At 39.3% G+C, this 23,788-nt stretch carries 19 protein-coding genes and 1 pseudogene; 13 read left to right on the top strand and 7 right to left on the bottom strand.

Going from position 1 to position 23,788, the window contains the following annotated elements; genetic code table 11:
- The first annotated feature begins 5 nt into the window (after positions 1-5).
- The 10 genes from MTCD1_RS05250 to MTCD1_RS05205 all read left to right on the top strand — a co-directional run bounded on the left by MTCD1_RS05250 (position 6) and on the right by MTCD1_RS05205 (position 8,402).
- Positions 6-407, top strand: a complete 402-nt coding sequence (locus tag MTCD1_RS05250; RefSeq protein WP_057181690.1) for an ExbD/TolR family protein — start codon at positions 6-8, stop codon at positions 405-407.
- A 4-nt stretch (positions 408-411) separates the two neighbouring features.
- Positions 412-1,026: an energy transducer TonB gene (locus tag MTCD1_RS05245; protein WP_057181689.1), complete on the top strand. Its 615-nt coding sequence runs from the start codon at positions 412-414 to the stop codon at positions 1,024-1,026.
- Positions 1,027-1,028: 2 nt separating this feature from the next.
- On the top strand, positions 1,029-2,321 hold the full coding sequence (locus tag MTCD1_RS05240) for a tetratricopeptide repeat protein (protein ID WP_057181688.1): 1,293 nt from the start codon (positions 1,029-1,031) through the stop codon (positions 2,319-2,321).
- Between the two features lie 213 nt (positions 2,322-2,534).
- A complete protein-coding gene (locus MTCD1_RS05235) occupies positions 2,535-2,939 on the top strand; it encodes an HvfA family oxazolone/thioamide-modified RiPP metallophore (RefSeq protein WP_057181687.1) in 405 nt (134 codons plus the stop codon).
- A 152-nt stretch (positions 2,940-3,091) separates the two neighbouring features.
- Positions 3,092-3,571, top strand: a complete 480-nt coding sequence (locus tag MTCD1_RS05230; RefSeq protein WP_057181686.1) for an aminoacyl-tRNA deacylase — start codon at positions 3,092-3,094, stop codon at positions 3,569-3,571.
- 66 nt (positions 3,572-3,637) lie between these two features.
- On the top strand, positions 3,638-4,297 hold the full coding sequence (locus MTCD1_RS05225) for a YehS family protein (RefSeq protein WP_057181685.1): 660 nt from the start codon (positions 3,638-3,640) through the stop codon (positions 4,295-4,297).
- A gap of 154 nt (positions 4,298-4,451) precedes the next feature.
- On the top strand, positions 4,452-4,847 hold the full coding sequence (locus MTCD1_RS05220) for a response regulator (RefSeq protein ID WP_057181684.1): 396 nt from the start codon (positions 4,452-4,454) through the stop codon (positions 4,845-4,847).
- Between the two features lie 114 nt (positions 4,848-4,961).
- Positions 4,962-5,507 carry an adenine phosphoribosyltransferase gene (gene apt, locus MTCD1_RS05215; protein WP_057181683.1) on the top strand — a complete coding sequence of 182 codons (546 nt, stop codon included), beginning with the start codon at positions 4,962-4,964 and terminating at the stop codon, positions 5,505-5,507.
- Between the two features lie 29 nt (positions 5,508-5,536).
- Positions 5,537-7,939, top strand: a complete 2,403-nt coding sequence (dnaX, locus tag MTCD1_RS05210) for a DNA polymerase III subunit gamma/tau (protein WP_088568908.1) — start codon at positions 5,537-5,539, stop codon at positions 7,937-7,939.
- 133 nt (positions 7,940-8,072) lie between these two features.
- On the top strand, positions 8,073-8,402 hold the full coding sequence (locus MTCD1_RS05205; RefSeq protein ID WP_088568907.1) for a YbaB/EbfC family nucleoid-associated protein: 330 nt from the start codon (positions 8,073-8,075) through the stop codon (positions 8,400-8,402).
- A gap of 113 nt (positions 8,403-8,515) precedes the next feature.
- On the opposite strand, the gene MTCD1_RS05200 is transcribed toward MTCD1_RS05205, so the two are convergent.
- The 5 genes and pseudogenes from MTCD1_RS05200 to MTCD1_RS05180 all read right to left on the bottom strand — a co-directional run bounded on the left by MTCD1_RS05200 (position 8,516) and on the right by MTCD1_RS05180 (position 14,218).
- Entirely contained in the window at positions 8,516-9,505 is a 990-nt protein-coding gene (locus tag MTCD1_RS05200) for a glucokinase (RefSeq protein WP_057181730.1), read from the bottom strand.
- 58 nt (positions 9,506-9,563) lie between these two features.
- Positions 9,564-10,565, bottom strand: coding sequence for a LacI family DNA-binding transcriptional regulator (locus tag MTCD1_RS05195; RefSeq protein WP_057181680.1), 1,002 nt, complete (start codon positions 10,563-10,565; stop codon positions 9,564-9,566).
- Between the two features lie 77 nt (positions 10,566-10,642).
- Positions 10,643-11,214 (bottom strand): annotated as a pseudogene (locus MTCD1_RS05190) (MFS transporter).
- 76 nt (positions 11,215-11,290) lie between these two features.
- Positions 11,291-12,826 (bottom strand): MFS transporter, encoded by a 1,536-nt coding sequence (locus MTCD1_RS05185; protein ID WP_057181678.1) that lies wholly within the window; start codon positions 12,824-12,826, stop codon positions 11,291-11,293.
- Positions 12,827-12,886: 60 nt separating this feature from the next.
- Positions 12,887-14,218, bottom strand: coding sequence for a GH1 family beta-glucosidase (locus tag MTCD1_RS05180; RefSeq protein WP_057181677.1), 1,332 nt, complete (start codon positions 14,216-14,218; stop codon positions 12,887-12,889).
- A gap of 290 nt (positions 14,219-14,508) precedes the next feature.
- On the opposite strand from MTCD1_RS05180, the gene MTCD1_RS05175 reads away from it, so the two are divergent.
- Together MTCD1_RS05175 and MTCD1_RS05170 are read left to right on the top strand one after the other, a co-directional pair.
- On the top strand, positions 14,509-15,774 hold the full coding sequence (locus MTCD1_RS05175; RefSeq protein ID WP_088568906.1) for a sugar MFS transporter: 1,266 nt from the start codon (positions 14,509-14,511) through the stop codon (positions 15,772-15,774).
- A 51-nt stretch (positions 15,775-15,825) separates the two neighbouring features.
- Positions 15,826-18,471, top strand: a complete 2,646-nt coding sequence (locus MTCD1_RS05170) for a glycoside hydrolase family 3 protein (RefSeq protein ID WP_082606553.1) — start codon at positions 15,826-15,828, stop codon at positions 18,469-18,471.
- Positions 18,472-18,788: 317 nt separating this feature from the next.
- Here MTCD1_RS05170 and MTCD1_RS05165 read toward each other — a convergent pair whose 3' ends face one another.
- Positions 18,789-19,988 carry a sensor histidine kinase gene (locus MTCD1_RS05165; protein ID WP_057181675.1) on the bottom strand — a complete coding sequence of 400 codons (1,200 nt, stop codon included), beginning with the start codon at positions 19,986-19,988 and terminating at the stop codon, positions 18,789-18,791.
- A 599-nt stretch (positions 19,989-20,587) separates the two neighbouring features.
- On the opposite strand from MTCD1_RS05165, the gene MTCD1_RS05160 reads away from it, so the two are divergent.
- A complete protein-coding gene (locus MTCD1_RS05160) occupies positions 20,588-22,147 on the top strand; it encodes a tryptophan halogenase family protein (RefSeq protein ID WP_057181674.1) in 1,560 nt (519 codons plus the stop codon).
- Positions 22,148-22,269: 122 nt separating this feature from the next.
- On the opposite strand, the gene MTCD1_RS05155 is transcribed toward MTCD1_RS05160, so the two are convergent.
- Positions 22,270-23,754, bottom strand: a complete 1,485-nt coding sequence (locus tag MTCD1_RS05155) for a tryptophan halogenase family protein (RefSeq protein WP_057181673.1) — start codon at positions 23,752-23,754, stop codon at positions 22,270-22,272.
- Positions 23,755-23,788 lie beyond the last annotated feature (34 nt).

Below are 23,788 nucleotides of genomic sequence, written 5' to 3'. Positions count from 1 at the left end.
TAATCATGTCACGTAGAAAAATCCGTGAGGACGAAGAAGCAATGATTGATATGACACCGATGTTAGACATCGTATTTATCATGCTGATCTTCTTTATTGTAACCACATCTTTTGTTAAAGAAGCTGGTATTGAAGTAAATAAACCTAAAGCGGCGAATCAAACCAAGCAAAAAAATGCCAACATCTTTATTGCAATCAAAGAAAATGGTGAAATTTGGTTAGATAAAGGTCGAGTGGACATTGAACGTGTTGGCGCAAGAATTGAAAAATTACTTGCTGAGCAACCGACCGATGTTGTTATCATTCAAGCTGACAAAAATGCCAAACATGGTGTTGTTGTTACTGTAATGGATGCAATTAAAGACGCTGGCATAGACCGAATTTCTATCGCGGCTACGAAGGGGTAGTAATATGGTTCGCTTTTTAGGATCGATACTACTAGGTGCAGCGGTTACTTTTACCTTATTTTCTTTTATGGCATTCCTTGTTTCTACAGGAGATAGAACCAAGGACGACCAGCTAGAGAGTATTATTGTAGAAGTAAATACTACGCCGCCAAAGTCAGCAGCACAACAGCGTCGCCGTGTACCACCACCGCCGCCACCGCCGCCTAAAACGCCACCGAAGCAGCAAACACCGGAGCCTGAAACCAACAATAATACTGATGGTTTAAACTTCAATATGCCGAGTGTACAGATGTCAAGTGCGTCAACGGGCTTGTCTGCTCCTGGAGCCGGAATGGGGCGTGATGGTGATGCTACACCAATAGTACGTATTGAACCAAAGTACCCGATTCAAGCTGCTCGAGATGGCAAAGAAGGTTACGTTATTCTTTCCTTTACTATCAACGCAATAGGTGGTGTTGAAGATGTGAAGATATTAGAATCTAAACCTAAACGTGTCTTTGATAAAGAAGCCAGACGTGCACTGAGAAAATGGAAGTACAAGCCGAAGATTGTTGATGGTAAACCTCAACGTCGTCCAGGCTTAACGGTTCAACTTGACTTCAAAATGGGAGGTGATTAATTATGTTTAATAAATTAGTGTTTAAAAAATTAAAACTTAAACAATTATCAACTTCTCTTGTTATTGTCGCTTCACTACTTGTTGCGCAAGCTCCCTTTGTAAATTATGCAGAAGCTGCTGGTGCGGAAAAAACAGAGAAAAAGAAGCGTAAGTCACATCTTGTTGGCCAACGTGTTGGTAAGAAAGTACAAAAAGCTTTTGAAGCTTATAGTGAAGATAATGTCAAAGATGCTCTAGTTATTTTATTAGATATATCTACTTCAAAATCTTATGACAAAGCTTATGTAGCCCGTATGATTGCGTTTATGTACGCTACGTTAGGTGATAATGAGCAAAAAACCATTGACTATCTTAAATTAGCTATAGAACCTGATCTGCTTAATGCATTAGATCATAGCGAGTCTTTAAGGTTATTGGGTGACATGCAAATGCAAACCAAAGACTATAAAGGTGCGTTGAAGAGTTATTATGCTTGGATGGACTTCACTGGCAAAGAAGATGGTCAAACCTATATCAAAATTGCTAATGCTTATTACTCATCAAACCAATTAGATAAAGTGATTGAACCAGCTGATAAAGCCATTGCTGTTTTTGCTGATAAGCCTAATCAAAACCCGTATATCTTAAAAATTACGTCTTATTATGAGCGTAAAAAGTATAATGAAGCTGTTAAGGTTTTAGAGACAGTAATACAACTTTTTCCGGAAAATAAACAGTGGTGGACTCAATTACCAATGTTTTATTTACTCATTGAGGATTATGATAAAGCGGTACAAACACTAGACTTAGCTTATAAACTTGGTCACTTGAATAAAGAAGGTCAGATAAAGACACTTGCAAGTTTATACTCACAATCTGAAGCACCTTACAAGGCTGCTCTGTTGTTAGAAAAACATATTGCTTCGGGTCTGGTTAAACGTGACGATAAGAATATCGCTACTTTAGCCAATACTTGGCATTCTGCACAACATATCGATAAAGCAGCAAGTTATTATGGTGAATTAGCCAAAATGACCAATAATGCTAAACATTATCGTAAAGAAGGTATGTTGTTAAAACAAGATGAACAATTTTCTAAAGCTATTGTTGCTTTGAAGAAAGCCCTTGAACTTGATATATCTAACCAAGGTCGAATTCATATGAGCATTGCTGAATCGTATTTTTATCTTGAGAAATACAAGCAAGCATATGCGGCTATTCAAAAAGCAATGAAATACCCAGGTACTCGTAAATCTGCCAAGGGTTGGAAAAACTTTATTGTTGAAACAGCTAAAAGAAAAAAGGTTAGCATTTAATTTGAACGCTTAGCGTTAAGTTAAACAGTGCGACTAAAAACCAGCATATCTTTTATTGATACTGCTGGTTTTTTTATGATTTAATTTTGAGTATATAACCATCAAAAATTGAAAGATTTAATTAGCCGCACAGGTCTATGTAAAAAGTCATATAAATAAATCTCAATAACATGAGAACACCCAAATACAAGTCTAAATTAAAGGAAATAAATTATGAATATAGTTAAGACATCATCACTAGCAGCGGTACTTGGCTTACTTACCTTTAGCCTTTTTGCTAGTAATGTAGCAAAAGCAGAGACAAACCCTTTTGCCGCAAATGAATTAGTAACCATTGCTGCAGATCACGCTGAGGGTAAATGTGGTGAAGGTAAGATGAAAGGCCATAGCAAGGGTAAATGTGGCGAAGGTAAAATGAAAGACCACAGCAAGGGTAAATGTGGCGAAGGTAAAATGAAAGACCACAGTAAGGGTAAATGCGGAGAAGGTAAAATGAAAGACCATAGCAAGGGTAAATGTGGCGAAGGTAAAATGAACGCGGCTAAAAAAGGCAAGTGCGGTGAAGGTAAATGTGGTGAAGGTAAAATGAAAGACAAAAATAAAAAGTGTGGTGGTTAAACACTAACTTATGTTCAGTTAAGCAATAAAACGGGTTAGTAGCCGTTTTTTGTCGTTGTTAGGCCCGCCGGTTGACCATAATATTCTTAGTAAGTAAGTTGGTGCATATATGGCTATACTGTAATAAGTGCACTTAATGTATCGAGGTTTATATGAATATTTCAACCAGACTTACCCGTTACTTGAATAAAAAAAGTATTCCCTACCAAGAAGTTGACCACTTTCACAGTAACAGTTCTATAGGCACTGCCATCACGGCAAACATATCATTAAAACAAATAGCCAAGGCTGTGTTGTTAAAAAACCACGAAGACAAAAAATTAATGGCGATATTACCCGCGGCTGATAAAATTAATCTGTCAGTACTGAATGAAAATTTACATGGTAGTTATCAATTAATGAAGGAGCACGAAGTCTATCAAGTTTTCGCTGATTGTAATCAGGGTGCAGTGCCGCCTGCAGCTGACGCTTATCATCTGAGTATGGTTTGTGAACAAGAGTTAACTCAACTAGCAAAAGTTTACCTAGAAGCTGGGGATCATGAAACGCTACTTTGTGTTAATCAGCAAGACTTTAAAACATTAATGACGTCTGGTAAACAACTACACTTTAGCCGAGAAGTATTTCACTAACATATAGTTTGCTATTAGCCTTAGTGTGTATAATAGCCTTCTTATGCTTATGTACTGGATTTTACCGTGAACAATAATGATATTTTGCGCCGCTTGCGTTATACCTTTAACTTTAATGATAAACAAATGGTAGCGATCTTTGCCTCTGCCGGTGAGGAAGTTAATCGTGAACAAGTAAGTCAATGGCTGAAAAAAGACGATGATAGCGACTTTGTTGCTCTATTTGATACCAAGTTAGCGGTGTTTTTAAATGGTTTTATCAATGAAAAACGTGGTAAAAAGCCAGGTGCTCAGGCCATACCCGAAAAGCGTCTATCTAATAATATTATTTTAACAAAACTTAAAATTGCACTTAATTTACAAGCCGAGCAAATAATTTCTCTACTCAGTGAAGTAGACTTTCGCCTTAGCAAGCCTGAGTTAAGTGCATTTTCCCGTAAAGTGGATCATAAACATTATCGAGAATGTAAAGATCAAGTTTTACGAAACCTGTTACAGGCTATTGATAAAAAATATCATGTTGAAAGAAGTAAAAAAATTGCTAGCCCTACTGATAGTCAAACCAAAGCAAGAAATGATAAAGGCAATTATGCTAAGAAAAAACAAAACAAAACACCACCCTCATCGCCATGGGTAGAAGGAGCTAGACCAAATGCAAGTAGTGTCTATGTTAACCCTAATAGTACAACTACCCCTAAACGCCAGCGTCTAAAACTGGCCAAGTAAATAACAACTTGGCAAGAAATTATACATTAGTGCTAAGTTGACGTTACATTTGAATACATGTTGTATCATAATTTATCTAAGATAACCCTATATACTGCAATAATTATAGGGTAAGATCCGCGCCAAATTAGCTCTTACTGTCTAAAAATTGTATATGAATATATTAGTTGTTGATGATAAAAAAGCGGTTCAAGATATGCTAATAGACTTGCTCATTTCACAGGGGCATATTGTTGATAAAGCTGTTAATGGCTTAGATGCACTAGGGAAAGCGCAACAAGGTAACTACCAACTTTTTGTTATCGACCATTTAATGCCGTTGATGAATGGTTTACAGCTCACAAAAAATCTAAAGAAAATCCCTGAGTTTGCTGAGACAAAAATTATTTTTATGACTACTCAGGGTATTGATAGTCTTAAAAACTTGCCAGAATACTCACTCTTTGATAAAACTATTGATAAGCCAATTAATAAGGATAAATTCCTTGCGGTGTTATCTGAACTCACTGATTCGAGCTTTGAATGCGAACCCTTGCAAGTTAATTCATAATATTGCTTAAGCTAGCGTTTTATCACTGTAAAAATTAGCAGAATTGCTTTATGATTTGCTTATCTATTTATTACTATTACAGAGAGCCAATCTAAGGCTTTCTGCTTTGCTATCATGAATAAATCCCAACAGCAGCAGTTGCTTAATGCGATACATACTGTGCCAGATTACCCCGTTAAAGGCATCATGTTTCGCGATGTCACCAGTATATTAGAAGATGCACAAGCTTTTTCATTAACAATTTCACTCTTAGCTGAGGCCTATAAAAATAAAGGCTTTACCAAGGTGGTTGGTACTGAAGCTCGAGGATTCCTCTTTGGTGCACCTTTAGCCTTAGCTTTAGAAATAGGCTTTATACCCGTAAGAAAACCGGGAAAATTACCTCGTGATACCTATGCACAGGCTTATAAATTAGAGTATGGTGAAGATGTCTTAGAGATTCACCAAGATGCATTAAATTCTGCAGACAAGGTGCTGATCATTGATGATTTATTAGCCACAGGTGGTACCATAGAGGCAACAACTAAATTGATCCGACGCCTAGGTGCGCAAGTACAAGACGCAGGCTTTGTCATTTCTTTACCCGATTTAGGTGGCGAAAAACGCCTTGCAGAGCTTAACATTACCCCTTATTCGCTTATTCAGTATCAAGGTGAATAATTTGTCACCGCATCAAAAAGTAATTTAATATGAGTTATCAAGTTTTAGCGAGAAAATGGCGACCTAAAAACTTTCAAGAATTGATAGGGCAAGAGCATGTGGTCAATGTGCTGGCCAATGCTTTATCTCAACAGCGCTTGCATCATGCCTATCTTTTTACCGGCACTCGAGGTGTCGGTAAAACCACCATTGCCCGAATTTTTGCTAAAAGTCTTAATTGTGAAATTGGCATTACAGCTAAGCCTTGTGGCGAATGTGATGCCTGTATCGATATAGATCAAGGTCGCTTTGTTGACCTGTTAGAAATTGATGCCGCGTCTAAAACTAAAGTAGATGATACTCGAGAAATTCTTGATAATGTGCAATATGCTCCAAGCCGAGGACGCTTTAAGGTTTACTTGATAGATGAAGTCCATATGCTATCACGTCATAGTTTTAATGCCTTATTAAAAACTTTAGAAGAGCCGCCGGAGCATGTTAAATTTATTTTAGCAACCACTGATCCACAAAAACTGCCTGTTACCGTGTTATCACGTTGTTTGCAGTTTCATTTAAAAGCCTTAACCGTTAAGCAAATTGAAGAAAAACTGGCTGAGATCTTATCTAAAGAGCAAGTCACTTATGAGCAAGGCTGCCTAACTTTACTTGCTAAAGCCGCTCGTGGCAGCATGCGCGATTCATTGAGCTTAACGGACCAAGCTATTGCTCAAGGGCAAGGAAATATTAGCTTAGCTAATATTCAACAGATGCTCGGTGGTATCGATCAAAACTGGGTTTACCAGCTGGTCGTCGCTTTACTAAAACAAGACAGCCAAGCGTTAATGGCGTTATCACAAGAAATTGCTTCTTATGCGCCAAGCTATAGCCGTTTATTTGCCGAATTAATTCAACTATTTCATCAAATAGCATTGCTGCAAATAGTTGATCAGCATTTCGATTTACCCGCTGACTTATTAACTTTATTGAAAAAGTTTAGTCAAGCTATGTCTGCTGAAGATGTGCAACTGTATTACCAAATAAGCCTCAATGGTCGCAAAGATTTACCCTATGCTTTTGATGAGCAAGCTGCTTTTGATATGACCTTATTGCGTTTAATTGCTTTTAAACCAATGCAAAAACCACCGCTTAGCAGTGAAGCAATTGTCGCTACTAATGTCTATGCCAATGAAGCTAGCCCCAACGAGGTTAACTTTAATGATGTTGCACTAGCAAAAACCGCTCAAATACCGCCAAGTACTGCTGCTTTAGACCAAAAGCCAGTAGTTGCCACTACCACGGAAACTGCAGTGGCCGATACTCAATCCGAGCCTATGGTTAACCCGGATGTTATTGAGCCTTTTATTACTCCGGATAACATTCAACAAGATGAATTGAATGAACAAATGCTCGCCATTGAGCAACAAGCTGACGATTTTAGCAATAGCGACAGGGCAATGTCACACCAAGCTGCTGGTATGCCAAGCGAAGCAGTAGGTATTCCAGAGCAAGCTGCTGGTATGCCAAGCGAAGCAGTAGGTATTCCAGAGCAAGCTGCTGGTATGCCAAGCGAAGCAGTAGGTATTCCAGAGCAAGCTGCTGGTATGCCAAGCGAAGCAGTAGGTATTCCAGAGCAAGCTGCTAGTATGCTAAGCGAAGCAGTAGGTATTCCAGAGCAAGCTGCTAGTCTACCAAGCGAAGCAGCTGTTATTCCAGATGAAATAGCCGCTATTGCTGAGCCAACAACATCAATAGTCAAGAGTAACGAGCAACAAAAGCCAACTCCTCTTGTTAATCAACAAGACGGCCAGCTTAGTATTGATAGCCCAGTAGCCTCAGTGCTGGCAACACGAAATATGTTACGCAGTCGCAAGAAAGAGCTGGAGAAGCATGCAAAAAAGCCAAGTGACGCAGCTCTGCGTCAATCTAGTAACCTAGATAGTAGTAAAGGTAGCGCTATAGCAGCACCTGTTGAGTCACAAGTGGCAGCAACGGCAAGTGCTGTTATAGTGCCAGAGCCGGAAGCTCCGTTTCATCAAGATAACATTAATCCTGCGACCATAACTAAAGCAAACCAAGTCGATAAATGGGCGCATATGATTGACTCTATGCAGCTCACCGCCCGTATTCGGCAATTAGCGATACATGCTACCATCAGTGAAGACTCTACTGATGATAACTTGATCTTACTATTAAATCAGGCAACCAGGCATTTAAAAACCGATGTTGCTCAGCAACAATTGCAAAGCTATATTTGTCAGTTTTTATCTCGTCAAGTTACCGTAACACTAAATATCGTTGAAGAGACGGTGGCCGACCCTTATCAAATTCAAGTGCAAATTAACGACAAACGACTTGATTATGTTAAAGCTCTATTAAAAGAAGATGCTGTGGTGATTGCCTTGCAAGATACTTTTCAGGCTAGCTTGAATGAAGAGAGCATTGCGCCACGTTAACTCAAACTCTGCGCTGAAATAGACTTTACCCCAGAGTATTTAATCACTTCATTTACATTCAAAACTTGCTGTCTTTCAGGTAAAATAAGACAATCAATGTAAAAATAGTCAACCTAGTAATATCGGAGAAAATATCATGATGAAAGGCGGAATGGGCAACTTAATGAAACAAGCCCAACAAATGCAAGCCAAAATGGCTAAAGCGCAAGAAGAGCTGGCAAAAATGGAAGTTGTTGGTGAAGCAGGTGCTGGCATGGTTAAAGTAACTATGACCGGTAGTCACAGTGTTCGTCGTGTTGAGCTTGATGACAGTTTAATGGACGATGATAAAGACATGATTGAAGACTTACTTGCTGCAGCGGTAAATGATGCGGTACGTCGTGTTGAAGAGCAAAACAAAGATAAGATGGGCGCACTTACTGGCGGGATGCAATTACCACCTGGTATGAAAATGCCGTTTTAGGCTGCTTTCGAAGCCAGATTGTTTTCAAACTGGCTTTTTTAAAGCGGGTGTATTTTGAATAATAAAAGCTCAAGAGATTCTTGAGCTTTTTTTTGCCTGCTATTTTCGGTAAATTATGGGCAAACCTGGTTAAGATAAGCGGCAGCACCGAGTAAACCTGGTTGGCTTTCGGTGATGATGTAAGTCGGCGTTTGTTTGTTTAAATACGACATACGACCTTTAGTTTCAAACCTTGCTCTAAACTCACTATTTTTTAAATAATCGACAAACCTCGGCACTATACCACCCGCAATATATACGCCACCAATCGAGCCTGTGGTTAAGGCTAGGTTACCGGCAAAGCTGCCTAAAATTTTACAAAACTGTGATAAAGCCTGTGTGCTTATCGGGCAGTTGCCATTTAATGCTTGTGCACTAATATCTTTAGCCGTTAGTTTAGTCGCTGCAGGGGTTTTGTCATCAGCCATAATAACCGTTAATGCGTGATATATTTGCTCTAAGCCGTAACCAGAGAGTAGCTGTTCATAAGAAATGCGATTTTTTGTCGTTTTTAATTGTGCAAATATTTTAACATCAAGTTCATCGACAGGGGCAAAGTCGATATGACCTCCTTCGCCACCTAAACAGTGCCAATGATTATTAATGTTCACTAAATTAGCAACCCCCAGCCCTGTTCCCGGACCACAGACAGCTATTGGTTGGTTCTTCACTGCTTCTCCGCCGCCAATTTTTATCTTTTGCTTATCATTCAATAAAGGAATGGCCATAGCGATTGCGGTGTAATCATTTATTAGTGTTAAGCTATTTAACTTAAGCTCTGCTTTCAGCTGTTTTTGTGAAAACTGCCAGGGCAAGTTGGTCATGGCGATAGCATCGCTATCAACAGGGCAGGCTATGGCTAAACAAGCATTTACACGTGTGTTAAGTAGTTTTTTTTCGGTCAAGTATTGATAAATTACCGTACTTAAGTGGGGAAACTGCTGACACTGATATGTTTCAATTTCGTTGAGATTATTATTCTTATCAGTAATTGCTAACCTGATATTTGTACCGCCAATATCAGCAACTAGATTTATTACTTGCCTATCTTGTGAATTCATCATCTTTTGTCTTGCTTCTCGTTCAAAGGTGTTTATTTTTTCAGTGTCGCTAGTAACTGCACTAGCTTTTGCAAATAAGGGAATCTCTAGTAATAAGTGTTGGTTCAAAAGAGTGGGTAATTGACATATTCTTTTGTTTATAAATATTTTTTAACACTAACTTTGCTGCCATGGTGCCCATTAAGTTTACTGGATTATCTATGGTAGTCAGTTTCGGGTAGGTATGTCGTGCAAAAATGATATTATCAAAGCCTATTATCGATAGATCTTTAGGTAAGGAAAATCCTCGCTCTCTGGCATAAGTAATTGCCCCTGAAGCCATCTCGTCATTGGCACAAATTAATGCGCTAAACTCCTGTTTACTCTCAAGAAAATGGTTTAAACCGTCACTGCCACCGGTCTCTTTAAAGTCGCCTTCAAAATATAGCGTGTCACTAAAAGGGATATTACTTTCTGCTAATGCTCGTTTATGACCCGCTAATCTGTCTTTTGCATCGGCTTTAAATTGCGGTCCAGCGATATAGGCAATAGTTGAGTGCCCTTGCGCTATTACTGACTGGGTGGCAAGGTAGCCACCTAATTCATTATCTAAGCTAATACAGTGGTCATTTAAACCTTCAACTAATCGACTCATAAAATAAACAGGCATTTTTCCTTTGCATAAATCAATAAGGTAAGCATCACTGACCGCCTCAACGTGTAAGATAATGGCATCACAATTTCGGCTAATCAAAAACTCAATACCGTCTTTTTCTTTATCTTCCTCACTGTGTCCCGTAGTAATAATAACGTGTTTGCCGGCGGCTCTTAATTCAGATTCTATGCCAGCCATCATTTGACCAAAGAAGGGGCCATGTAACTCTGAAACTAAGATGCCGACACTATTGCTTATATTTGATGCGAGTGACTGGGCAATAGAATTAGGGCGATAACCGAGTTCAGCCATTGCGTCCAAAACTTTCTGACGTGTTTTATCGCTGACTCGTGGGTTTTTATTTATCACACGAGAAACCGTTGCTAAAGAAACGCCAGCAAGTTTTGAAACTTCGTATATAGTGGCCATGTTATTCCTAAGTTGGCAAATTTAGTGGTAAATACTTTGAATTTTAACGGTTTAATTCTAACATGTTTGCCAATATGTTAACTAGTAGCAGTCTTTAATTGTGCTTGTATTTTAACTACTTGCTGCTCTGTTAAGGTGTATTTTCGCATTACCCAAGCAACAGCAAAGGAGCCTAACGCTGGTAAAACGGTAAAGGATAATAGTATACCCTGTTTAGTTGCTTCGGTTTGTTCAACATCTGGTTGCTGCTATTATTTGTAAGGCAATATAGGCTTTAATTTTACAGACTCGTTTTGCCAGTATGATAGGTTGAGCAACGGCGCAACCTATCATACTGGCAATAGCCCCTAAGGTTAAAAAGGAAGTAATTAAGTCTTCACGACCAAGAAAATACTTCACGTAATAAACGGCAAGGGTGAATCGTAAAACTTGCCCCACCTAGTTTTAGTATTATCGGCAATATTACCCATCAGTGGGTCAGTTACCGCATCGATAAGTCGGACCAATAAAAACATGGTGCCAACTGCAGCAGGTGATAAACCCATGACATCAGTATAAAACAGTAATAAAAACATCATTACCGTTTGGAAAATAATATTACTGGCGGTATCACCTAAACCATAAGCTATTTTTCTCTAACACTAATCATGGCTACAAAACTTTGTTTTCTTTTGTTGTCGTTTTAAACAGCGAACTTTATGTTTTAGTGGCGCTGTTGAAAATTACTAAGTGGCGACTAAATCGGCTCTACGTTGCCTTAGTTCATCACCAATTTGCTGATTTTGCTTACAGGTTAAGGGGTAAAAAACCATCAAAGCAGCACCAGCAAAAGCAAAAGCAGCGGGTATCCAACTCATCAGTAATTGCATGCCAGGCAAGGATGCTTCGATAGTCGCTTTGTCCATACCATCATAGCCATAGCTAGCCAGCACCACCAAGACCAGAGCGCCAGCAAAACCGCCACCGGTTTTTTGGACAAAGGTGCCAGCAGAATAGATCAAGCCAGTAGCTCGGCGACCATTTTTCCATTCAGAATAATCTGCAGAATCACCCAACATGGTAAAAAATAAGGTTGGCATTATGGCGGCAAAAAATTCAGCACTACAACCTAAGATGAAAATAGCAGTGATATTCCCCTGAGGTACCCAATAGAAAGCGGCGGTTAAGACCCCACTAATCATAAGTGAGACAATAAACAACTTGCGTTTGCCTAACATTTTAGCTAAAAAATTAGTACATAAGGCGCCTAATATCGACACCAGTAATAGTGCGATGAAGTACTTACCAACCATGAGGTCATCGCCTACTTGGTATTTGAAATAATAGGCAATGGTACCGTATTTAATGCCGTTATACATCATGGTTAAAAAGCCCATGCCTAATAGTATCAACCAGGGTTTATTGGTCAGTAGGTCAACCATATCTCTTTGCGTGCCACTCATATCTTTCGGAGTATTGTTGATCAAACGTTTGATTAGTAGCCAGATGGATGTCATAACGATGACAAAAAATATACCGCTATATATATTGCGGTAATAGAAAAATAAGCTCATAGCTAATAACGGTAAAATGATAAAAGGTAAGTTTTTACTTAAATCAAATAGCTCGGCTTTTAAGTTGCTTGATTGATCAACGACTGTTGTTACCCGTTCTTTGGTGGTGGCAAACGTTATCACCATAAGGGCAATTAAAATACCAGCAAACATATACATACTATATTGATAACCTAAGGCATCGTTGCCGTCGCCAAAGTAGGCCACCAAGTCAGGTAAAAAGCCCATCACCAGTAAACCACCAGCAAAAGCGCCAGCAAAACGAAAGCCAGATAAACTAGTGCGTTCGGTGTCACTTGCCGTCATTACGCCCATTAAAGCGGAATAGGGCACGTTATTTACCGTGTAGGCAAGCGTTAAACCTATATAGGTAATATATGCGTAGATGAGTTTATTGCTATCAGATAAATCAGGGGTGGTGAAACATAACACCATAAATAAGGCTAAAAAGGGTGTCGACCATAAAATCCACGGGCGAAACTTACCCCAGCGGGTATTAGTGCGATCGGCAATCATGCCCATAATTATATCGGTAACACCATCAGACAAACGCACCACTAAAAACAGCATGGCGGCGGCTGCTGCGGTTAAACCAAAAGTGTCAGTATAAAACACGGCTAAGTAAGCTAAAGCGCCGCGCCAAACTAAATTAGCGGCAGCATCGCCCGTGGCGTAGCCTACTTTTTCATAAAAGGGGATTTTAGTCATTTGCTTTTCCTATCATTTAGCTTGTAATCATTTGGGCAAAAAAGTTGGTTTATCTATTCGTTATCTATTACTTATTAGGGCTTTATAGGCAAGTCCGCTGGCTTTAATGGTTCTTACTTGTGTGTCGTAATCGACATAAACAATGCCAAAGCGTTTTAAATAACCTTCAGCCCATTCAAAGTTGTCCATTAAACTCCAGGCAAAATAGCCATCAATTTGCACGCCTTGTTCAATAGCGTCATGCACAGCATTAAGATGACTTTGATAATAATCTATACGATCTACATCATTTACAGCACCATCGACAAGTTTATCAGCTATTGCAGCGCCATTTTCAGTGATGTAGATAGGAGGAAGTGTGTACTTTTCATTGAGTGAAACCAATAATTCAGTAAAAGCTTTTGGATAAATCTCCCAACCTATATCGGTCCTAGGCTCTGGAGCATCTATCTGTATAAAATGCTCATCTTCATCAGCACGGTATATAGCACGAGTATAGAAATTGACCCCTAAAAAGTCAGTAGGGTGGGCTATGATTGCCATATCACCCTCATGTATTTCAGGTTGATGAGCCGTGGGTAGTTGCGCCATAATTTCAGGATACTCACCGTCAAATATTGGCTTGATATACCACTGGTTAAAATAATCATCAGCAAAGGCTGTTGCTTTTATATCGGCTAGCGATGTCGATTCAGGGTAACCAGGGGTAAAGTTTAACACTATACCATTTTGGCTGTTTGGGCTGTTTTTTACCAGTACTTGCATAGCTAAACCATGGGCAAGTAAAAGATGATGAGCGGCTTTCTTACCAAATTCTTTACCAACAATGCCGGGTGCATGGACGCCAGCTTCATAACCTAAAAAGGCACTACAAAAAGGTTCGTTCAGCGTAGCATACGAATAAACCCTATCGCCAAATGCTAGACTAATTTTATCGGCATAATCTCTAAATTTATAAGCGGTTGCTCTATTTAACCAGCCACCTTCATCTTCAAGGTATTGAGGTAGATCCCAATGATAAAGTGTGACAAAGGCTTTAATATTTTTAGATTTTAAGCTATCTAAAATATTAAGGTAATAATCGACCCCGGCTGGGTTTAGTTCACCAGATTCGTTGATTACCCGCGGCCAAGAAATAGATAAACGATAGGCATCAACGCCTAAAGAGGCAATTAATTCCACATCTTGTTGCCAAAGGTTGTAATGATCACAGGCAATATCGCCATTTGAGCCATCAACGACTTTACCGGGGGTATCACAAAATGTGTCCCAAATACAGGGTAGACGATTATTTGCTCCGCCTTCTATTTGAAACGAAGCCGTGGCGACACCATAAATGAAATCTTTTGAAAGCATTTCAGATTGAGCGGGTAAAGTAAGTTTGACAGTCATTAACTATATACCTATTTATTTAAGCCAAATTAGTTTGGCGATTATCTAAATTTATTTTTATGTCAGCGGTTATAAAAAAGGTTGAAAAAAGTAACTAGATGTTCTTTAATGTCCATGTAAGCGCTTACATTTAGATTAGAGCTTTATAAGACTTAGGTCAACCACTTTCATGATATTTCAATTTTAACGCCGATATGTCATTGAAAGTAATAAGTTTATGATTTTATTTGCGCCTAGTTGTTTGATAATAAATTAAGTAATAAAACAAAATAAATTAAAATGAGGGAAATATGTCAATGCATTCAAATTCAGGTACTTTCAATCAGGTGAGTGATGTGCCGCAAAACAATAACTTTTCTTTTGCACTAACGTCATTAACGTCATTATTTTTTATGTGGGGATTTATTACCTGTTTAAATGATATTTTAATTCCGCATTTAAAAGGTGTTTTTGATTTATCTTATAGTCAGGCCATGTTAGTTCAGTTTTGTTTCTTTGGTGCTTATTTTCTTGTTTCACTGCCCGCCGGCGCAATAGTTAAAAAGCTTGGTTACCAAAAGGGCATTGTTTTAGGATTAATTATTGCTGCCATTGGTTGCTTATGTTTTTACCCCGCAGCCTCTATGCATAGCTACCCTGTTTTCTTAATGGCACTATTTATACTTGCCAGTGGCATTACCTTGTTGCAAGTATCAGCTAATCCTTATGTAAGCATGCTGGGTGAGGCTAAAACGGCTTCATCTCGTTTAACCATGACTCAAGCTTTTAATGCCTTAGGTACTACCATAGCGCCATTTTTTGGCGCCTTGTTGATTTTAAATGAAGCAGCGGATGCACTATCTGCACAAGGGTCTGCAGAAGCAGTACAAATGCCTTATGTTTTTCTTGCCGCTATGTTGTTACTGCTGGCCGCAATTTTTGCTTGGATAAAGCTACCTAACGTGTCACCCGTTGAGGAAGAAGAAAAAAGCCAAGATGAAGAGAGTGGTAGTGCGTGGCAATATCGTCATTTGGTACTCGGCGCTGTTGGCATCTTCGTTTATGTTGGTGCTGAAGTATCCATTGGTAGCTTTTTAGTCAGCTTCTTTGCTGACCCTAATATTGCTGGTCTAGAAGAATCGCAAGCGGCAAAATATATCGCCTATTATTGGGGCGGTGCCATGGTGGGGCGTTTTATCGGTGCAGCCGTTATGCAAAAAATAGCTGCAGGCAAAGCGTTATGCTTTAACGCAACACTGGCCGTTATACTGATTTTAGTGGCTGTTTTCTCATCGGGTACACTTGCCATGGTGGCAATTTTACTGGTTGGTTTATGTAATTCAATTATATTCCCAACAATTTTCAGTTTAGCCATCCAAGGCTTAGGTAAACATACCAGTCAAGCTTCAGGTATTTTATGCTTAGCGATTGTTGGCGGAGCCATTATTCCTCTTGCTCAAGGGCTACTTGCTGACAGTGTTGGTGTACAACCGGCGTTTCTCTTACCTATATTTTGCTATTTCTTTATCGCCTATTACGGTCTATCCGGCAGTAAAGTAAAAGACATTGCCAAATAAGAGTGGCTTATCACCACGTTCTAGCTATTAATATGAATAAGAAGTAACACTATGACAAATGAAAAATTTATTGATAATAAGCTAAAAAGTAAAAGGTTAAGAAGCCAAGCGTTAAATAGTAATAAGCTTAAAACCAGCATACTATGCTTGGCTATTTCTTCACTACTTGTTGGCTGTAATGGCAATAAGCAAGAATCAGTAGCGGAGATAAAGCCTGAGCAAAGCGCTGCGTCTTCATTGCTAGCAAAAACGTCAGCCAATATTAGTATTTGGCCAAAACTTGATATAGCCGTTAAAACGAATGCTGATATTGAAAGAAAAGTAGCATCCTTACTCGCGACAATGACACTTGAGCAAAAAATTGCGCAAATGATCCAACCAGAAATACGAGATATCACGGTTGAAGATATGCGTAAATATGGCTTTGGTTCATATTTAAATGGTGGTGGTGCTTTTCCTAATAATGATAAACATGCTACACCAAGTGATTGGGTCAATTTAGCTGAAGCCATGTACCAAGCATCAATCGATGATAGTTTAGACGGTAATAGCATCCCAACAATGTGGGGCACAGATGCGGTGCACGGACATAATAATGTTATTGGTGCTACCTTGTTTCCTCATAACATCGGCTTAGGGGCAGCTAATAACCCTGATTTGATTGAAAAAATCGCTGCAATCACCGCAATAGAAGTGAGGGTCACGGGTATTGATTGGGTTTTTGCACCTACGGTTGCCGTCGTGCGCGATGATCGTTGGGGCAGAACCTATGAAGGTTACTCTGAAGATCCAGAGATTGTTAGAGCATACTCTGCTGCCATAGTAAAAGGTTTGCAGGGTGCTGCGGACAAAGACTTCCTTGGTGACAATCGTGTTATTAGTACCATAAAACACTTTATCGGTGACGGTGGTACCGATGGCGGCGACGATCAAGGCAACAACCTTTCAGCAGAGCAGGCGTTACTCGATATTCATGGTCAAGGTTACGTTGGCGGTTTAACTGCTGGCGCTCAATCAGTTATGGCATCTTTCAATAGCTGGCACGGTAGCAAGATTCATGGCAATAAATACCTAATAACGGATGTATTAAAAGGAAAAATGGGCTTTGATGGTTTTGTTGTTGGTGACTGGAATGGTCATGGACAAGTTAAAGGTTGTTCAAATGAAAGCTGTCCACAAGCGGTAAATGCCGGCCTAGATATTTTTATGGTGCCAACGGATGCTTGGCGGCCACTTTATGAAAATACCATCAAGCAAGTTAAAAGTGGTGAAATTGCACAAACTCGAATTGATGATGCGGTCAGTCGAATTTTACGGGTTAAATTTAGAGCAGGGCTCTTTGATAAACCAAGCCCAGTAAATAGAGCTTTATCCGGGAAAATACATTTAATTGGCGCTATTGAACACAGAGAAGTTGCCCGACAAGCGGTAAGAGAGTCGTTAGTTTTACTGAAAAATAAGGGTAACTTATTACCTTTATTAGCCAATCAACATATTCTTGTTGCTGGTGATGGTGCTGATAATATTGGCAAGCAATCAGGTGGTTGGTCTATTACTTGGCAAGGTACTAATAACTTTAATGATGACTTCCCCGGTGGCAGCTCTATTTATCAGGGTATTAAGCAGCAGGTTAATACTCAAGGCGGTAGTGTTGAACTCAATATTGATGGTCACTATAACACTAAGCCTGATGTCGCTATTGTCGTTTTTGGTGAAGAACCTTATGCCGAAGGCGTAGGTGATATAGAAAATTTAGAATATCAACAAGGAGTTAAACAAGACCTTGCTTTGTTAAAACGTCTTAAAGCCGATGGTATAAAAGTTGTGTCTTTATTTATAAGTGGTCGTCCTCTGTGGATTAATGCTGAGCTTAATGCCTCTGATGCATTTGTCGCGGTATGGTTACCCGGTTCCGAAGGTGTTGCTGTAGCCGATGTGCTGTTCAGCAAAGCCAACGGTGACATTAACCATGATTTTACCGGTAAACTGTCTTATTCTTGGCCAGCAACAGCTAATCAAACTAGGGTAAATCGTTTTGATGACAATTATCAGCCATTATTGCCTTATGGTTTTGGTTTGAGTTATGGTGAGCCGAATGTATTAGCCGATGACTTAGATGTTAGTACTGACAAAACTACGACAAGCTTACCAAGTATTACCCTTTTTGAAAGCTCGGTGAAATCGCCATGGAAAATGATGATTTCTGATAGTCATGCTACTAATGCTATGACCAGCAGCATTATTGAAAATAAAGCGCTATATTTGCGCACTATTGATAGAGATGTGCAAGAAGATGCCAGAAGAGTGCTATTTAATGGCTCTGAAAAGGGTTTGATTGCTTTTACCAGTAGCTCTGCCACTGATCTAACACCCTATAGTAAGGCTAATTCGACCCTAGAGTTAACAGTGCGTTTGACTGAGCAGAAAAATTTAGTAATGCCGCAGGTTTATTTATCTATGAGTTGTGGTGAGCAATGCCAGGGCCAGGTCAATATAAGCAAGGAATTGTCATCGTTAAAGCTTAACCAATGGCACACCCTCAATATTGATTTACAATGCTTTGAAAAAAATGGCGCTGATATGAGTAATATTTTTAGTCCATTTTCATTGCATACAATAGCGCAATTTAGCATTGATTTTACTGATGTCTATATTAGACCTAATAACCTAGAGCAAGCTAATATTTCTTGTCAGTAATCATTAAGTCGTTGTAGGAAGTAAGTCAGCTGAATATGCATTTTTGCTGTTCGGCTGATTTTTTATTAGTCAAATTGCTTTCATATTCGCTCATCAAACTGATAGACAGCTAAGACAGCTTGATGAGCGAATAAATTAATTAACAGCCACCTTACGCCTATCTGGCTTGTTTAGTAATACTTAATCGTCATCAATATTCCTGCGGTTAAAAGTCACATTGAGCTGTGCTGTCAGCAATAATAGAGGTTAGTTTACCCTTGTTATGCTCGTTGGCAGTATCGCGATTTTATTTCCTTGTTGCTAAGGCTTTACCTTGCTCAGGTCGAATTGTCTCTGGTATCAAAAGGAAACTTCAAAATAAACTGAGTACCTTGGCCTAAGTGACTAATACAATCAATAGTTCCTTTTAATGACTGAGTTACCAGGTTGAAAACAATATGCATGCCTAAGCCACTACTGCCTTTAGCACGCCTAGTGGTGAAAAATGGTTCAAATATTTTCTGTTGAACTTGCTCATTTATGCCACAGCCCGAGTCAGTATAAGTCAAGAGCAGAAATGGCTCTGTTGTGGTGATTTCGATAGTAATATTCCTTTTGTTGGTATTTTCAAAGGCATGAATTACCGAGTTCATCACTAAATTGGTAATGATTTGGGTTAAAACTCCAGGGTCTCCCCAAAGCGTTATATCGTCAGCACATTTTAAGGTCAACGCGCAGTGTTTCTTTTCTAATACTGGGTGCAGATTACTCAGAATTTTATTTGTATATTTTTTTACTTGAAATAAACGAAGGTTTTTGTCGGACTGATCAACCGCAACTAACTTGAAATTATTAATCAAATCAGCTGAACGCTGTAAATTAATTTTAATTAAATTAGTACTAAGCTTTGTTTGTTCTATGTAACGGCTAAATTCTTTACTGGATATCTGTTTCAGTATAAAGTGATTGGCAAGTTCATCTGTGGTGTCTATTAAGTGTGATACAGCGGTTATTGATATACCTAAAGGGGTATTAATTTCATGGGCGACGCCAGCAACTAACCCTCCCAATGAAGCCATTTTCTTAGATTCAATCAATGATAATTGCGCAAGGTTTAACTTGTTCAGCGAGTCTTGCAATGCTTGGTTCTTTTTCTCTAACATTGATGGGCTCGGCAAGCGAATAAAAAAAGGTAAAATAAACCATATAACAATACCGGTAGCCACCGAAGTTACTGCCGTTATTGCCTTAACGATTGCTGAAATACCATAGATTGGCTCCCATATAACCATGGCACTGATCAGATGGGATGTACCACAGGCAAGAAAAATAACTGAGCCAGCTAATAAAAAGAACCAGGGGTAAGGTAAGTCTTGTCGCTTCTTAACAAAAATGATAACCGCGGCGGTAATGGAAAAGTAAGCCAGACCGGTTAATACATCCGAAATAACCGAAGTCCATAGAATATCGGCTTGCCATAAATAACACATACCGTGCGGCATAAAGTCATTGTTATCAAAAAATGAGGGTGCAGCCATGGCTAAACCTAAAGGGGGGAGTTAGTAAGCCTAACTTTAGTAGAAAGCAGCTAAAAATCTTGTTTATCAATAAACTAAATAAAAGTATCTAAGAAACTTTTAAATTAACACCGGCTGCCAAAATTTATCTGCTCTAACTTGAAATTCCCCTATACGGCATCAGGTGTTTGGCAACGAAGCAAAGGCATTATTTGGCCACTGATATTTGTCAGCTTCAGCGAAAATGGCAAATGACAAAAATGTTAAACAACCATGAAAATTGCTGAGGCTCATTTCAGGCTCATGTTTTAGACAAGCTATCAATATAAGTAAATAAAGTAAGCTACTAATTTTCTCTGCTAACTACGCAATCCTTAATCGATAAATGCCTTGCTTAATTAAAATAATTAGTTTTAAATGAAAGCGCTTACATTGGCGTTATAATTTACGTTGTCGACCATTAAATAATGGGGCGGCAATGGCTAAGGTATTTGCTCCTGCGTGGTTAAAACGTAAGGTGTGTTCACATTACATTTTTAGTTGTGAAAATAATATCGGATAGTGCAAAACAGGCGACCTAGAGTAGCCACAACTGACCAGTATCTTTAATCGGGGGAGCTATGAGTAAAGTCATTAAAAATATTGTTATCGTAGGTGGAGGCACTGCCGGTTGGTTAACCGCAGGTGTCATTGCCGCAGAGCATAATTCAAAGTCTGCATCGGGTTTGCAAGTGACTTTAATAGAGTCGCCTGAGGTGAATACTGTTGGTGTGGGAGAGGGAACTTGGCCAACCATGCGAGAAACCTTAGATAAAATCGGCATATCTGAAACTGAACTATTTAGAGAATGTGAAGCCTCATTTAAACAAGGAGCTAAATTTTCCAAGTGGGTTACCGGCGCTGAAGACGACTATTATTATCACCCGTTAGTATTACCGCAGGGTTATACCAAAACAGACCTGGTATTTCCCTGGCAGAAACATCGAGGCGAAATTTCATTTGCTGATGCCGTCAGTTATCAAGGATATCTCTGTGAACAAGGCCGTGCCCCTAAACTCATTTCAACACCTGAATATGCTGGTATAGCTAATTATGCTTATCATCTTAATGCGGTTAAATTAGCTCAGCTCTTGCAAAAACACTGTATTGAAAAACTAGGCGTTAAGCATGTTGTCGACCATGTAACTGCAATAAACTCAGCTGACAATGGTGATATTGCCTCAGTTGCAACAAAAGAGCACGGTGATATCGCGGGCGATTTATTTATTGATTGCTCAGGTTTTTCTTCAATATTATTAGGCAAGCATTTTGATGTGCCGTTTATTAGCAAAAAACACATCTTATTTAATGATACTGCCTTGGCCGTACAAGTGCCTTATCCTGACGAAAATAGTGCCATTGCTTCCCATACTATATCAACAGCGCAAAGCTCAGGCTGGATTTGGGATATAGGCTTACCTTCAAGACGAGGGGTAGGTTATGTTTACTCAAGCGAGCATACTAATGATAAAGATGCTGAAAGTGAGTTACGCGCTTATATTGAATCTTCCATTGGTAAAGCTGAAACAGATAAACTTAAGGTAAGAAAAATAAGCTTTAATCCCGGACATAGAGAAAAATTTTGGCATAAAAACTGTGTCGCTATCGGTATGGCATCTGGATTTTTAGAGCCACTTGAAGCTTCAGCTTTAGTCTTAGTTGAGCTAGCTGCGGCTAAAATAAGTCGCGAAATGCCCGCCACACGCGAAACCATGGACATAGTCGCCAAACGTTATAATAAACAATTCCTCTATCGTTGGCAGCGTATTATAGAGTTTTTGAAGCTGCACTATATTTTAACCAAAAGAACCGACTCTGCTTATTGGCGAGATAATTGTAATGCTGAAACCATCCCTGAAAGTCTACAAGAGTTATTAACCTTATGGAAACATCAACCGCCAGGACCGCAAGACTTTCACCATGTTGAAGAGGTTTTTCCTTCGTCAAGTTGGCAATATGTGCTCTATGGTATGGGCTTTGAAACCCAAGAAAATGAAGTGTCACGCAAGTTTGTCAATGAAGAAATGGCGCATCAATTTTTTAGTGAAAATGTTCAGCTTACTAAAAAGTACCTATCGGCGTTACCCAGTAATAGAGAATTAATTGATAAAATTAAACAGTATGGTCTGCAGAAGATTTAGTTGTTTTTATGCACGTAGTTACTGGGATAAGTACGTGCACGATATTGTTTTTATGTGCAGATGAGCAATGTCAGACTAAAACTTATTCGTTACTTACTAGCACGTTAATTGAGCCGATTAGATTAGCGGCTTGAACGGCAATACTGCTCTAAAAAGCTTTGATGGGAAGGAAGGTTTGCGACCGCTTTATCAATTGTCTGTCTTATATCGCTTAAGAATTTATCGAGTTCATGTGGTTTCATAATAGCGGCAATTTGATGGTACTGCTCAGGATAGACACCTTGTCCCAACATGACTTGTGCCCATGAATCAACACGGAATAATTCGCCTTCAGAGGTGAATATACGTCCAGTTTCTTTGAATAAAGCTAGTCTTTGTTTAAGCGAGTCAGGTATTTCCATATTTTTACAGTACTGCCAAAACGGTGTGTCAGCTCGCTCAGTAGCATGGTAATGTAAAATAATAAAGTCTCTGATATGCTCAAGTTCAGTGGTCAGTTGTTGGTTATATTCGTTAACAGCGGACGGGCTTATACCCTCGAAAGGAAATAGTCGGATTAATCGTAATATACCTGACATGATCAAATGAATACTGGTTGATTCCAACGGCTCTAAGAAACCACTCGATAAACCTAAGGCAACACAGTTTTTATTCCAGCCTTTTCTGCGGCGACCCGTCTTAAACTTAATCACTCTTGGTTGCTTAATCGGCTCACCTTCAATGTTATTCATCAACAAGGTTTTGGCATCATCATCAGCCAAATATTTACTGCAAAACACTAAGCCATTACCCACTCTATGCTGTAATGGAATACGCCATTGCCAGCCACTTTCACGGGCGATAGAACGGGTATAAGGTAACGGGGCTGATACTGATTTCGTTTGTACGGCTACAGCACTGTCACAGGGTAACCAGTGTGACCAATCTTCATAACCTGTATGTAATGCTTTTTCGATAAGTAAGCCAACAAAGCCAGTACAATCAATAAATAACTGACCTTCAATAACATTGCCGTTGGCAAGTTGCAGCGATTTAATGTCACCCGTTTTGCTATCTTTGGCGACGTCGATAATTTTACCTTCTATGCGTTTAACACCATGTGCCTCGGCAAAGGTACGTAAAAATTTTGCATAAAGGCTGGCATCTAAATGATAGGAGTAATTTAAACCGCCTTTTGCAAGGGCGAATTTCTCAGCTTTAGCGGCTTGAATTTCTGGGGAATAATGTTCAAAACCGAAGTCAATGTTGTTTTGCTTGCCGTGTAACCAAAAGTGCTGAAATTCGCCCGCCCAACATTCTTTGCCGACACGGCCAAAACCGTGCATGTATTCATCATCACCCTTTTTCCAGTTTTCAAAGCTTATACCTAATTTGAACGTGGCATGGGTTGCTTTCATAAAGGCTTGTTCATTGATGCCCAGTAAACGATGAAATGCGGTTAGTGTTGGAATTGCTGCTTCACCAACACCGACAGTGCCAATTTCATCTGACTCCACTAAGGTGATATCAAAGGATTTACCTAACAACTTTGACAAGGAAGCTGCTGCCATCCAACCGGCAGTTCCGCCACCAGCAATAACTATTTTAGTAATTTTATGATTATTCATTTAAGCCTCAAAATTTTTTGCTGATGTTAGCGGG

The organism is Colwellia marinimaniae, assembly GCF_002207865.1.
Classification (GTDB): Bacteria; Pseudomonadota; Gammaproteobacteria; order Enterobacterales; family Alteromonadaceae; genus Colwellia; species Colwellia marinimaniae.
The sequence above is the reverse complement of the archived record's forward strand: the minus strand, read 5'-3'. Positions and strand labels throughout refer to the sequence as shown.

What these genes read in the sequence shown, in the direction of transcription:
- MTCD1_RS05250 (WP_057181690.1), top strand. Translation starts at nt 6, where the DNA reads ATGTCACGTAGAAAAATCCGTGAGGACGAAGAAGCAATGATTGATATG.
- MTCD1_RS05245 (WP_057181689.1), top strand. Translation starts at nt 412, where the DNA reads ATGGTTCGCTTTTTAGGATCGATACTACTAGGTGCAGCGGTTACTTTT.
- MTCD1_RS05240 (WP_057181688.1), top strand. Translation starts at nt 1,029, where the DNA reads ATGTTTAATAAATTAGTGTTTAAAAAATTAAAACTTAAACAATTATCA.
- MTCD1_RS05235 (WP_057181687.1), top strand. Translation starts at nt 2,535, where the DNA reads ATGAATATAGTTAAGACATCATCACTAGCAGCGGTACTTGGCTTACTT.
- MTCD1_RS05230 (WP_057181686.1), top strand. Translation starts at nt 3,092, where the DNA reads ATGAATATTTCAACCAGACTTACCCGTTACTTGAATAAAAAAAGTATT.
- MTCD1_RS05220 (WP_057181684.1), top strand. Translation starts at nt 4,452, where the DNA reads ATGAATATATTAGTTGTTGATGATAAAAAAGCGGTTCAAGATATGCTA.
- apt (WP_057181683.1), top strand. Translation starts at nt 4,962, where the DNA reads ATGAATAAATCCCAACAGCAGCAGTTGCTTAATGCGATACATACTGTG.
- dnaX (WP_088568908.1), top strand. Translation starts at nt 5,537, where the DNA reads ATGAGTTATCAAGTTTTAGCGAGAAAATGGCGACCTAAAAACTTTCAA.
- MTCD1_RS05200 (WP_057181730.1), bottom strand. Translation starts at nt 9,505, where the DNA reads ATGATGAATTCACAAGATAGGCAAGTAATAAATCTAGTTGCTGATATT.
- MTCD1_RS05195 (WP_057181680.1), bottom strand. Translation starts at nt 10,565, where the DNA reads ATGGCCACTATATACGAAGTTTCAAAACTTGCTGGCGTTTCTTTAGCA.
- MTCD1_RS05185 (WP_057181678.1), bottom strand. Translation starts at nt 12,826, where the DNA reads ATGACTAAAATCCCCTTTTATGAAAAAGTAGGCTACGCCACGGGCGAT.
- MTCD1_RS05180 (WP_057181677.1), bottom strand. Translation starts at nt 14,218, where the DNA reads ATGACTGTCAAACTTACTTTACCCGCTCAATCTGAAATGCTTTCAAAA.
- MTCD1_RS05175 (WP_088568906.1), top strand. Translation starts at nt 14,509, where the DNA reads ATGTCAATGCATTCAAATTCAGGTACTTTCAATCAGGTGAGTGATGTG.
- MTCD1_RS05170 (WP_082606553.1), top strand. Translation starts at nt 15,826, where the DNA reads ATGACAAATGAAAAATTTATTGATAATAAGCTAAAAAGTAAAAGGTTA.
- MTCD1_RS05165 (WP_057181675.1), bottom strand. Translation starts at nt 19,988, where the DNA reads ATGGCTGCACCCTCATTTTTTGATAACAATGACTTTATGCCGCACGGT.
- MTCD1_RS05160 (WP_057181674.1), top strand. Translation starts at nt 20,588, where the DNA reads ATGAGTAAAGTCATTAAAAATATTGTTATCGTAGGTGGAGGCACTGCC.
- MTCD1_RS05155 (WP_057181673.1), bottom strand. Translation starts at nt 23,754, where the DNA reads ATGAATAATCATAAAATTACTAAAATAGTTATTGCTGGTGGCGGAACT.